Annotated in this window: 10 protein-coding genes; 3 read left to right on the plus strand and 7 right to left on the minus strand. The window is 75.2% G+C overall.

The genetic code is table 11. From position 1 onward, the window contains the following. The first annotated feature begins 51 nt into the window (after positions 1-51). From HUT16_RS31755 to HUT16_RS31765, 3 genes are read left to right on the plus strand one after another with little or no spacing between them, the layout of a single operon-like run. Positions 52-1,524 carry a radical SAM protein gene (locus HUT16_RS31755; protein ID WP_176191467.1) on the plus strand — a complete coding sequence of 491 codons (1,473 nt, stop codon included), beginning with the start codon at positions 52-54 and terminating at the stop codon, positions 1,522-1,524. After that, on the plus strand, positions 1,521-2,594 hold the full coding sequence (locus HUT16_RS31760) for an aminotransferase class I/II-fold pyridoxal phosphate-dependent enzyme (protein ID WP_176191468.1): 1,074 nt from the start codon (positions 1,521-1,523) through the stop codon (positions 2,592-2,594). The genes HUT16_RS31755 and HUT16_RS31760 overlap by 4 nt, the downstream gene beginning before the upstream one ends. Beyond that, complete coding sequence (locus HUT16_RS31765; protein ID WP_176191469.1) at positions 2,591-3,358, plus strand: bifunctional 2-polyprenyl-6-hydroxyphenol methylase/3-demethylubiquinol 3-O-methyltransferase UbiG; 768 nt, start codon at positions 2,591-2,593, stop codon at positions 3,356-3,358. Before HUT16_RS31760 ends, HUT16_RS31765 begins: the two co-directional genes overlap by 4 nt. On the opposite strand, the gene HUT16_RS31770 is transcribed toward HUT16_RS31765, so the two are convergent. The 7 genes from HUT16_RS31770 to HUT16_RS31800 form a co-directional block, all read right to left on the minus strand. Beyond that, positions 3,283-4,557, minus strand: a complete 1,275-nt coding sequence (locus HUT16_RS31770; RefSeq protein WP_176191470.1) for a type III PLP-dependent enzyme — start codon at positions 4,555-4,557, stop codon at positions 3,283-3,285. The genes HUT16_RS31765 and HUT16_RS31770 overlap by 76 nt on opposite strands. Beyond that, positions 4,554-5,555: an alpha-ketoacid dehydrogenase subunit beta gene (locus HUT16_RS31775; RefSeq protein WP_176191471.1), complete on the minus strand. Its 1,002-nt coding sequence runs from the start codon at positions 5,553-5,555 to the stop codon at positions 4,554-4,556. Before HUT16_RS31775 ends, HUT16_RS31770 begins: the two co-directional genes overlap by 4 nt. Next, positions 5,552-6,589, minus strand: coding sequence for a thiamine pyrophosphate-dependent dehydrogenase E1 component subunit alpha (locus HUT16_RS31780; RefSeq protein ID WP_254898077.1), 1,038 nt, complete (start codon positions 6,587-6,589; stop codon positions 5,552-5,554). The genes HUT16_RS31775 and HUT16_RS31780 overlap by 4 nt, the downstream gene beginning before the upstream one ends. Further along, a complete protein-coding gene (locus tag HUT16_RS31785) occupies positions 6,586-7,500 on the minus strand; it encodes a phytanoyl-CoA dioxygenase family protein (RefSeq protein WP_176191472.1) in 915 nt (304 codons plus the stop codon). Before HUT16_RS31785 ends, HUT16_RS31780 begins: the two co-directional genes overlap by 4 nt. Positions 7,501-7,535: 35 nt before the next feature. After that, positions 7,536-8,525 (minus strand): 4-hydroxyphenylpyruvate dioxygenase, encoded by a 990-nt coding sequence (hppD, locus tag HUT16_RS31790; protein ID WP_176191473.1) that lies wholly within the window; start codon positions 8,523-8,525, stop codon positions 7,536-7,538. 242 nt (positions 8,526-8,767) lie between these two features. Beyond that, positions 8,768-10,030 carry a beta-ketoacyl-[acyl-carrier-protein] synthase family protein gene (locus HUT16_RS31795; RefSeq protein ID WP_176191474.1) on the minus strand — a complete coding sequence of 421 codons (1,263 nt, stop codon included), beginning with the start codon at positions 10,028-10,030 and terminating at the stop codon, positions 8,768-8,770. Further along, the gene (locus HUT16_RS31800; protein ID WP_176191475.1) at positions 10,027-11,685 is read right to left on the minus strand and encodes a class I adenylate-forming enzyme family protein; all 1,659 of its coding nucleotides are present in this window, start codon (positions 11,683-11,685) and stop codon (positions 10,027-10,029) included. Before HUT16_RS31800 ends, HUT16_RS31795 begins: the two co-directional genes overlap by 4 nt. Positions 11,686-11,691 lie beyond the last annotated feature (6 nt).

The following is an 11,691-nucleotide window of genomic DNA, read 5'->3' on the forward strand; positions in this document are numbered from 1 at the left end:
GCGGCACGAATCCCGTTTCCCGGGCCGCAGGGTCGGAGGCATGATGGCCCGATGAACCGCACCGACCAGCGCTTCCACGTCATCGTGCTGTCGAACTTCGCGAAGGGCTTCGACAAGTACGCGCTCACCTACGGCAAGGCGGGCATCCCGGAGAGCACCTTCCCGGACAGGTTCCACCTGCTGACCCGGGCCGAGCTGGGCATCGGAACCGCCAAGGCCGGACGGCTGCTGGAGCGGCTGGCGATACCGGGCGACCGGCTGCTGGTGCTGGAGACCGAGGTCGACCCGGACGCCCTGGCGCCCAACCAGGCCACCGGCCTGGGCATGGAGCTGCGCCGGGACCGCATCCGGCTGTCGGCCGTCCACGAGCCCGCCGCCGAGCCGGACGCGGACGGGCGGATCGTCCTGCACCCGACCACCGTCGAGGACGCGATGGCCGCCTCGCTGCGGCTGAACCCCGACCTGGCGGCCTACGGCGAGCTGCGGCCGCGCTCGGTCTCGGTCCTGCCGGTGGCCGCCGCCTGCCAGGCCAAGTGCTCGTTCTGCTTCTCCGCGGCCTCGATCTCCAGCGACCAGCCGCCCGCCCGGGTCCCGTGGGACACCGTCGCCGCCTGGCTGGAGCGCGGCCGTGCGGCGGGCGCCGAACGGGCGGTGATCACCGGCGGCGGCGAGCCCACCCTGCTCCCGTTCGACCAGCAGCTGCGCCTGGTGGCGGCCTGCGCGGCCGCCTTCCCGAAGACCGTCCTGATCAGCAACGCGCACAACCTCGCCAAGCTCGCCCCCGCCGACCGGGCCGACCGTCTGGCCGAGCTGACCGCCGCCGGGCTGAGCGTGCTGGCCGTCTCCCGGCACCACCAGGACGACGACGCCAGCGAGCGGCTGATGGCGCTGCGCACCCCGGTCGGCGAGGTCGCCGACACCTGGCGCGCGGGACGCGAGCGCTGGCCCGGGCTGCGGATGCGGCTGATCTGCGTGCTCCAGCACGGCGGCGTCGCCGACGAGGAGGGCGTCGCCGCCTACCTCTCCTGGGCCGCCGCGCACGGCATCGAGGAGGTCTGCTTCAAGGAGCTCTACGTCTCCACCAGCACCGAGTCGCTCTACCACGACCACGCCGCCAACCGCTGGAGCCGCGACCACCAGGTCTCGCTGTCCGTGGTCACCGGCTTCGCCGAGCGGCACGGCTTCGCGCAGACGAGCCGCCTGCCCTGGGGCGCGCCAGTCCTCGACGGCAGCTGGGACGGCCGCCCGATGCGGATCGCCGCCTACACCGAGCCCAGCCTGCTCTGGGAACGCACCCACGGCGTCGCCCGCAGCTGGAACGTCCTGGCCGACGGCCGCTGCTACGCCTCCCTGGAGGACCGGGCCAGCGAGGTGCACCCGGCGGGAGCCCTCCCGCTGGAGGTCCTGCCGCCGGGGAACCCCCCGACCGCAGCCGTGCGACGAGAAGCCGTGCCGGAAGCGGTCGGCCCGGAAGCGGTCGGCCCGGAAGCGGTCCACCCGGCGCAGGAAGGGGCGACGGCATGAGGTTCGACGCGTTCCAGGCGCACCGGCAGCAACTGCTCGCCGCCGACCCGTCCCTGCTGGACGCCGCCGAGACCAACGTCTACCGGGCGCTCGCCCCGCTGCGCCCCGAGCCCCCGGGCGGCGGCGGTGACGGTGGCGGCGGTGACGACGCCCGCACGGTGTACCGGTGCGACCTGGCCCGCACCTGGCTGCGCCGCTACGGCCTGCCCGAGGAGTGGTCGCGCCGCGCGATGGTCGGCGGCGGCGTCCGGCACGGCCTCGACCTGCTGTTCCGGCACCTGCGCACCGCCGGGGCCCGGCTGTGGCTGCCCGCCGACGTGTACCCGGTCTACTTCGAACTCGCCCGCGCCGCCGGACTCGCCCCCGGCTCCTACCCGACGCTGCCCGCCCCCGTCCTGCCGCAGGCCCCGCCGGACGACCGCCCCGAGTACCTGCTGCTGGCCAACCCCAGCAAGCCGCTCGGCCGCCACCTCACCGACGCCGAGTGCGCCGGGCTGGCCGCCTGGCTGGAAGGCTCCCCGCACCGGCGCCTGCTGATCGACGCCGTCTACGACCTGGGCACCCCGTTCGCGCCGGGCACCCGGCGGCTGCTGGAGACCGGCCGGACGGTCCTGCTGCACTCGGCCACCAAGGGCTGGCTGCACCCCCGCACCTTCGGCATCGTCCTGCTCGGCCCGGACGACACCGCCGTGGCCGAGGCGTTCCGGGGCGATCCGCCGGGCCAGGACCGGCTCCGGCTCGCCGAGCGCCTGCTGGCCGACCACGCGGACACCCCGCGGCAGGTCGCCGACGCGCTGGCCGCCCGCGCCGAACGGCTCTTCGCCCGGCTCCCGGCCGGCGTCCTCGCGGAGGTGCCCGCCGCCGCCCGCACCAGCCCGGGCAACTACTTCTTCCCGGTGGACATCCCGGCCGAGGCCCTGCTGGCCGAGCACGGCCTGCTCGCGATCCCCGCCACCGCCTTCGGCGACACCCCCTGGACCGGCTCCGTCCTCACCAGCCTCGCCCCGGCCTTCGCCCCCGTCGCCCCCGCCCCACCCGCACCCGCAACCGCTTCGGAGAACGTCCGATGAAACCCCTGCAGGACCTGGCCGTCTACGACGACGCCGACTTCTACGACCGGGAGTTCGCCGGTCGCACCCACGACGTCCCGTTCTTCCTGGACCAGGCCGTCCGGGCCGACGGCCCGGTGCTGGAGGTGGCCTGCGGCACCGGGCGGATCACCCTGCCGATCGCCCGGGCCGGCGTCGACGTCACCGGCCTGGACGTGATGCCCTCGATGCTCGCGCTCGCCCGCCGCCGCTCCGCCGCCGAGGGCCTGCCGGTCGAGTGGCTCGAACAGGACTGCCGCGACATCCGCACCGACCGCCGCTTCGCGTTGGTCTTCTCCGCGACCAACGCCATGCAGCACCTGCACGACCTGGACTCGGTGCTCGCCTTCCTCGGCTCCGCCCGCGAGGCGCTGCTCCCCGGCGGCACGCTGCTCCTGGACGTGTTCAACCCCGCCCCGGCCAAGCTCACCCGGCTCCCCGACACCCCCTACCACCACAAGTCGGTCACCGACCTGGACGGCACCGAGCTGGAGGTGCGCGCCGCCACCGGCTACGACGCCGCCACCCAGGTGCTGCACTTCACCCTCGACTACCTGCGCGGCGAGGAGCGGGTGCGCACCAAGAAGGTCAGCATGCGCTGCTTCTTCCCGGAGGAACTGCTCGCCCTGTGCCGCCTGGCCGGCCTCGACGTCGTGCACCGCTACGGGGACTACGACTCCTCCCCGTTCACCGGCGCCTCGCCCAAGCAACTGCTGTTCTGCCGGGCGGCGGGCTCCGGCGGCTGAGCGTCCCCGCCGGTGAGCACCGTGTACGGCAGCGGTTCGAAGCCGTTGAAGCCCTGGGTGAGGTAGCTGACCGCGTACGCGCCGGTGGAGAGGACCCACACCGGGTCGCCGGAGGCCGCCGTTCGGGGCACCGGCACCAGGCCGGACTGCTGCCCGTGCGGGAAGGTGTCGTCGCTGTCGCAGGTCGGGCCCGCCACCACGGCGGGCACGCACTCCGGGTCCGGGTGGGTCGGGAAGAGCAGCCGGTACTGCACCTGGTCCATCTCGTACAGGCCGTTGAACTTCCCGCAGCCCAGGTAGAGCCAGTGCTCCCGCTCGCCGTCGGGCTGCTGGCGGGAGGTCAGCCGGTAGACGTGGGTGCGGATCGCGCCCTGGTCGGCGACCAGGTGGCGGCCGGGCTCCAGGACGAAGTCCAGTGCGCCGCCGTGCAGTCGGCGCAGCCGGTCGACGCCCTCCCGGACGGCCTGGAAGATCTCGTCGAGCGGCGGTGCGAGCGCGGTGCCGTGCCGGTCGACGTACCCGAGGGCGGGCAGGCCGCCGCCGAGGTTGACGTGGTCGAGTTCGATGCCGTGCCGCCGGGCTTCGAGCAGGACGTCGCCGAGCAGGTCGAAGGCCGCCGTCCAGGCCTTGGAGGTCAGCTGCTGCGAGCCGACGTGCACCGAGAGCCCGGCGGGGGTCAGCCCGGCGTCCCGGGCGGCGGTCAGCACCCGGACGGCGTCCGCCGCCGAGCAGCCGAACTTGCGGCTCAGGCCCCACAGCGCGCCCTCGCCGCTGGTCGCGAGCCGGCAGAACACCCGTGCGCCCGGGGCGTGTTCGGCGATCGCGGCGACGTCGGGGAGGCTGTCGGTGGCGAAGTCCCGGATGCCCAGGCGGTACGCCTCGGCGATGCCCTGGTCCGACTTGACGGTGTTGCCGTAGTGCACCCGGGCGGCCGGTACGCCGGTGCGCAGGGCCTGGGCGATCTCGTGCGGGCTGGCGGCGTCGAACCCGGCGCCGAGCGCGGCCAGCCCGGCCAGCACCTCGTCCACCGGGCAGGCCTTCATGGCGAACCGGACGTCGACGCCCGGCAGTTCGTCCCGCAGCGCGGCGTAGCGGCGGGCGATCCCGGCCAGGTCGTAGAAGATCCGGTCGTCGGTGGACGCGGCCAGCGCGGCGCGCAGCGCGGGGGAGAGGTGGCCGGGGGCGGCGGGCCGGTTCAACGGGCCGGGCCTTCGCCGTGCGGGCGCACCGGGGCCCGGTGCTTCATCACTTCGCCGATCGCGTCGCGGAGTTGCCCGCGGCTCGGCTGCAGGGCGCGGTCGAGCCCGGGGGCGAACGGCAGCACGGTGCCGTCCGGCCGGGTGATCCGCCGGGGCGGGGCGACCAGGCGCATCCCCTCGGCCGCGGTGGCGATGACCTCCCCGCCAATGCCGCAGCTCCGGTTGGAGTCGTCGATGACGACCAGGCGCCCGGTGCGCTCCAGCGAGGCGGCCAGGGCCGTCCAGTCGAAGGGGTGCAGGGTGCGCGGGTCGAACACCTCGACGGAGACCTCGGGCGCGAGCTCCTCGGCGACGGCCAGCGCGTCGTGCACCAGGTGGCCGACGGCGACCACGGTGACGTCGGTGCCCTCGCGGTGGATCCGGGCCGAGCCGAGCGGGACCGGCGCCAGCTCCCAGGTGACGGTCTCCCGCACCGGCAGCGCGGCGGCCGGGGCGAACACCACCACCGGGTCCGGGTCGGCGATCGCCGAGCGCAGCAGCCCGTAGGCGTCGGTGGGCGTGGCCGGGACGACGGTCTTCACCCCGGCGTGCGCGAACAGGCCGTAGGGGTGGTCGGAGTGCTGCCCGGCCCAGCCGTCCCGGGAGCCGGAGCCCGGCACCAGGCAGGTCAGCGGGACGGCGCTCTGGCCGCCGGTCATCAGGGAGAACTTGTGGGCCTGGTTGACGAGTTGCTCGAAGACCAGGAAGAGCAGCGAGGGGATCTGGAACTCGATCACCGGCCGCCGGCCGGTCAGGGCGGCGCCGATCGCCATCGAGGTGAAGGCCTGCTCGGAGAGCGGGGTGTCGACGATCCGGCCGGGGCCGAAGCGGTCGAGCAGGTTGAGGGTGGGGCCGGCCATGCCGGCGCCGATGTCCTCGCCGAACACGCAGACCGCCGGGTCCTCGGCAAGGGCGTCGGTGAGCGCCCGGTTGAGCGCCTTGGTGTAGGAGAGCCTCATGCCCCGGACCCCGTCCTCGGCCGCAGCCCGTCGGCGTACAGGTGCTCCAACGCCCCTGCCGGGTCCGGGTGTTCGGAGGCGAGCGCGAACTCCCGCGCGGCGTCCAGCTGTTGCGCCACCGAGGCGTCCAACTGCCCGGCCCGGCCGGGCGGCAGGAGCGCGGCGGCGCGCGGCAGCGGGTCGAGGGCGCGCCAGTCGGCGACCTCCTCCGGGGTGCGGTAGCGCAGTTTCATCAGCCGTTCCATGGTGTGGTGCCCCTCGAAGCGGTAGGTGCGGCACTCGAGGAAGCCGGGGCCGCCGCCGGACGCGGCCCGTTCGACGGCCTCGGCGGCCGCCGCGCGGACGGCCTCGGTGTCCATCCCGTCCACCTCGGCGGCGGGGATGCCGAAGGCGGCGGCCCGGCCGGTGGCGCTGCCGGCCACCGCGGTGGCGGCCGGCAGCGTGGTGGCGTAGCCGTTGTTCTCGCAGACGAACAGCACCGGCAGCCGCCACATCGCGGCCAGGTTGAAGGACTCCAGCAGGACGCCCTGGTTGAGCGCGCCGTCGCCGAAGAAGGCGACGGCGACCCGGTCCTCGCCGGCCTGCCGGGCCGACCAGGCGGCGCCGACCGCGATGGCACCGCCCGCGCCGACCATGCCGTTGGCGCCCAGGACGCCGAGCGAGAAGTCCGCCGCGTGCATCGAGCCGCCCCGGCCCCGGTTCAACCCGCCGGTGCGGCCCAGGAGTTCGGCCAGCAGCCGGTCCGGGGCCGCGCCCTTGGCGAGCACGTGGCCGTGGCCCCGGTGGGTGGAGGTGATCCGGTCCTGCGGGCGCAGCGCGGCGCAGACGCCGACCGCCACCGCCTCCTGCCCGATGTACGGGTGGATGCCGCCGGTGATCTCCCCGGACTTCACCAGGCCGAGCGCCAGCTCCTCGAAGCCGCGGATCAGCCGCAGCATCCGGTAGCGCCCGGCGGGCGAGCCGAGGCCGACCGGGTCGACCGGGTCGTGCTGGGGCATCGGGTCGTGCTGGGTCACCGGGTCGTGCTGGGTCACCGGCCTTCCCGCCAGATCACCGGGCAGATCTCGGGGTCGGCGTAGTCGGGGCGGCCGTCGGCGGTGCGCCGCACCAGCGCGTCGTGGTTGTAGGAGGCGAGGGTGCCGTCCGGGCGGGTGGCGTGGCGGTACTCGTTGGCGCCGTCCTGGAGGTGCAGCGAGATCGCCCGGCGCGGGAAGTCGGCCAGGTTGGCGCCGCTGCCGTGGTAGGTGCGGCAGTGGTGGAAGCTCACGTGCCCGCGCGGGATGACCACCGGGACCTTGCGCACCTCGGCGCCGTTGTGGGCGGCGTTGGCGGCGAGGATCGACTCCAGCTCGGAGCGGTCGCGCCGGGCGAAGTGCCGGGTGGCGTCCTCGGCGGAGGGGAGCTCCTCCCAGCGGTTGCTGCCGTCGACCATGGTGATGGTGCCGTTCTCCACCCCGCAGTCGTGGAAGGGGATGAAGGCGGTCAGCATCTCCTCCGAGGAGGAGCTGTGCCAGTAGTGCTTGTCGAAGTGCCACGGCACCTGGTTGGAGGGCTCCTCGGGCACCGGCGGCTTGAGGATCAGGGTCGACTGGAAGACCCGGATCTCCTCGGCGCCGGCGAGCAGCGCGGCGACGGCGCCGACCAGCGGCTTGCGCAGGATCGCGGCGATCGCGTCGCTCTCGTAGTGCACGTAGTCGTTGTGCCGCTGCACCGGCCCGTGCGCGGGCTCCCAGGCGGCCAGGTTCGGCGGCCGGACGGCGAGGGTGCGGTCGCGGTGGCCCTCGTAGTAGTCGTCGGTGGCGGCCTGGAGGGCGTCGATCTCCGCGTCGGTGAACAGCTTCCGGGAGAGGTACCAGCCGTGCTCGCGGTAGCCGGCCACCTCCTCGGGCGTGGGCAGCAGGGCGGTCTCGGCCGCGGTCAGGGCGAATGCGGGGGCGGTGGTCACGGGGCGTGCCTCCTCGGGGGGCGGTCGGGGGTGGGTCAGGCGGAGGCGGCGGCGCGCTGGCGCTCGACGGCCTCGTAGAGCGCCTTGATGTTGGCGGTGCCGAAGGTGCCCGCGCCCTGGCGCTCGATCACCTCCAGGAAGAAGGTCCGCCGGGGGTGGGTCGAGCGGGCGAAGATCTGGAACAGCTGGCCGCCGTGGTCCTGGTCGACCAGGACGTCCAGTTCGCGCAGCGTCCCCACCGGGATCGCGGTGTCGCCCAGCCGCTCGGCCAGGCCGTCGTAGTAGGCGCCCGGGGTGGAGAGGAACTCGACGCCGTGCGACCTGGCGGTGCGGACGGCGGTGGCGATGTCGTCGGTGCGCAGCGCCAGGTGCTGGACGCCCGCGCCGTCGTGGTCGGCGAGGAAGGTGTCGATCTGGCCGGCCCGGCGGCTGGTGTCCGGCTCGATCAGGGTGAAGGTGACGTCCCCGGAGGGGCTCTGCACCACGCTGGAGTCCATGCCCTGCTCGCCGACCTCGATGTACTCGCCGAAGATCCGGTGCATGCCGAGCGCGGCCTCGCAGAACAGCACGGCCTCCGCCAGCTGCCCGGCGGGGACGCAGATCGCCACGTGGTCGAGGGCGTCCAGCAGTTCGCCGCCGGAGGGCTCCTGGGCGTCCGGCAGTCCGACGAAGCGCAGCGCGGTGTCGCCGAAGCCGGCGATCAGGGCGCCGTCCCGGTCCAGGACCACGGCGCCGTGCCGCTCGGCCCGCTCCAGTGCGGCCCGCGGGTCGGTGCAGCCGAGCGCCAGCACGGCGACGCCCTCGCCGTGCCGCTCGACGTAGCGGGCCACCGGGTGGTCGGTGATCCCGCTGGAGTGCAGCCGCAGCCGGATGGTGCCCTGGTGCAGGTGGACGGCCCGCATCCCGGGCTGCCACTCGGGCTGGTCGGCGTCGCGCCGGAAGCCGAAGCGGGTCTGCAGCTCGGCGGCGGTCCGCGCGGCGTCCTCGCAGTGGTACTCGACATGGGTGATCGTCTGGATCGACAACGTGACTCCCTGAAAGCGGAGTGGAGAGCGGAGGGGGCTGACGGCGGCGAACTGCCTTGCCGGGCAGCCCCCTTGGCGAACTGGCGGGCCGGGGTGCCCACTTGGCGAACTGGCTTGCCGGGGTGCCCACTCGGCCGACCGGATTGCCGGGGCGCCTGCTCGGCGAACGGGTGCGCCGGGGCGCCTGCTCGGCGAACTGGTGGGCAGGAGCGCCTGTTTGGCGAACTGCGGTGCCGGACGGCCTACTTGGCGGTGCGGGTGGGCGTCGGCCCGAAGACCAGGCTGGCGTTGTGGCCGCCGAACGCGAAGGCGTTGCTCAGCGCGGCCCGCAGGACGGCCGGGCGGGCGGCGCCGCGGACGTGGTCCAGGTCGCAGGCCGGGTCGGGCTCGTCCAGGTTGAGGGTCGGCGGGAGCAGGCCGCGGGCCACCGCCAGCGCGGTGACGGCGGCCTCCACCGCCCCGGCCGCGCCCAGCAGGTGGCCGGTGGCGCCCTTGGTGGAGCTGACGGCGGGCCGGTGCGCGCCGAACACCGCGTTCAGCGCGGCCGATTCGGCGATGTCGCCGAGCTTGGTGCCGGTGCCGTGCGCGTTGACGTAGCCGATGTCGGACGGCTCCAGCCCGGCGTTGGCGAGGGCGGCCCGCATGGCGTCGGCGGCGCCCGAGCCGTCCGGGCGGGGCATGGTCGGGTGGTGGGCGTCGGTGCTGGAGCCCCAGCCGATCAGTTCGGCGTACCCGGCGGCGCCGCGGGCGGCGGCGTGCTCGGCGCTCTCCAGCACCAGGACGGCGCTGCCGTCGCCCAGCACGAAGCCGTTGCGGCGGGCGTCGAACGGCCGGGAGGCCTGCGCCGGGTCGTCCCAACCGACGGACAGCGCACGGGCGTTGGCGAAGGCGGAGATGATCGTCGGGTGCAGCGAGGCGTCCGTCCCGCCGCACACCACCACGTCCGCGTCGCCGGCCCGGATCAGCCGCAGCCCCTCGGCCACCGCCTGGGCACCGGCCGCGCAGGCCGTCACGATCGCGGTGCTGAAGCCGCGGATGCCGTGCTTGATCGCCACCCGGGCGGTCGCCATGTTGGAGAGCATCCCGGGCAGCAGGTACGGGCTGACCCCGGGACGGCCGCGCTCCCGGCGGCGGCCCGCCTGCTGCTCGTAGGTCTCCAGGCCGCCGCCGCCGGTGCCCAGCACCACGGCGGTGCGCCGGGCGTCGACGTCGCGGCCGACCACCAGGGCGGCGTCGGCCAGCGCGTCGTCCGCGGCGGCCATCGCCAGCAGCGCGAAGCGGTCGACGCAGCGGGTCTCGGTCGGCGGCAGCACCTCCCGGCCGTCGATGTCCGGGGCGATCCCGGCGGCGGACAGCCAGCCGTGCGCGACGTGGCCCTCCGGTACGGCGGTGATGCCGCTGCGCCCGGAGGTCAGCGCCTCGAAGACCTCCGCGGGCTTGCGGCCCAGCGAGGTGACCATTCCCAGGCCGGTGACGACGGCCCCGGGCCGTCCGGCGCCGCTCACCGGGCGGCCGCCGGGGCGGTGGCGGCGGTCGCGGTCGGGGCCGGGGCCGTCGCGGCGAGGTGGCGCTCGCGCAGCAGGACCTTGCGGACCTTGCCGGTCGGGCCGAGCGGGATGTCCGCGTCGTCGACCACCAGGACCGAGCGGACGGTGGCGGCGGTGTGCGGGTCGAGCGCGGCGAGCACCTCCGCGGTGCGGTCGGCGGCCGGGTCGGCGCCGTCCGCGAGCAGCAGCAGCACGTCGGTGACCACCCGGTCGACGTCCTTCACCGCGACGACCGTGCAGTCCTGCACGCCGGGGACGTCGGCCAGCACCCGCTCCTCGGACATCGCGGTGTACAGCCGTCGGCCGCCGCCGAGGTCGACCGCGTCCACCAGCCGGTCGACGTGGTAGTAGTAGCCGTCCTCGTCGCGGTACATCAGGTCGCCGGTGAGGAAGCGGCCGCGCAGCCGGGTGCGGTAGGTGGTGACCGAGTCGTTCCAGTAGCCGAGCGCCAGGGTCGGGGAGGCGGTGGCGAGTTCGCCGACCTCGCCGGGGCCGAGCGGCTCGCCGTCCGGGCCGACCACCTCGCAGTCGACGAAGGTGTGCGGGCGGCCCACGCAGCGGCCGTATTTCTCGGTGCCGGGGGCGTGGGTGATGTGGAAGTGCGAGTGGCCCATCTCGGAGGAGCCCAGGCCGTCGATGAACACCGAGCCCGCCAGGCGGCCGCGGCCCTCGCGGGTGACGGTCTCGCGCGAGCCCTGGGCGATCAGGCGGCGGATGTGCGCCTCGTGCGCGCAGTCGCCGGTGTTCCACCACAGGCCGACCGAGGAGAGGTCCCGGGCGGCGAGGTCCTGCCGGGCCAGGTCGGCCCAGGTGGTGGCGAAGCCGAACACGCTCTGCGGCCGCCAGTGCTCGATCGCCTCCAGCACCGCCGGGCCGGTCTGCCGGGAGATCAGGTGCAGTTGGGCGTCGAAGCTGAGCGCCAGGTTGACCGCGATCAGCGTCGCGGCGTGCGCGGCGGGCAGCGCGCTGAGCACCCGGTCGATGCCCTGCGGGCGGGGCAGCGCGGCGCGGTGCCGGATCGACGCGTACAGGCTGGCGTGCGAGTGCAACACGGCCTTGGGCATCCCGGTGGTGCCGGAGGAGTGGGTGATCGCCACCGGGTCGTCCGCGTGGTGGCGGTAGGGCGCGGGCGCCGCGTCCGGGTCGGCGGTGCCGAGGTCGGCGGCGTCGGCGAGCACCGGGGCCGCCGGGTCGTGCCCCGCCAGCTCGGCCCGGTGCTCGGGGTCGGTGAGGATGCCCGCGGCGCCGAGCCGGGCGATGTAGCGGGCCGCGCGCTCGCCCTCCACCCCGGGGTTGAGCAGCGCCGGGATCGCGCCGAGCCGGGCCAGCGCCAGGAAGCACAGCACCTGGTCGGCGGCGGCCGTCGTGTACACCACCACCACGTCGCGCCGGCCGACCCCGAGGGCGTGCAGCGCGGCGGCCCGGGCCCGGACGGCGTGGTCGGCCTGGCGCAAGGTGAGCGCCGCCCCGGCGGCGTGGGCGTCCACCGCGGTGTCGAAGGTCAGCCGGGGCTCGTCGAGACCGGCGCCCAGGGCGATCCTGCTGGTCAGCACGTTCCCGGCGCCGACGTCCGGGTCGTTCGCCAGGAGACTGCGGATGCTGCGGATGCTCACGGTGAT

The sequence above is a fragment of the Kitasatospora sp. NA04385 genome, from assembly GCF_013364235.1.
Taxonomy (GTDB): domain Bacteria; phylum Actinomycetota; class Actinomycetes; order Streptomycetales; family Streptomycetaceae; genus Kitasatospora.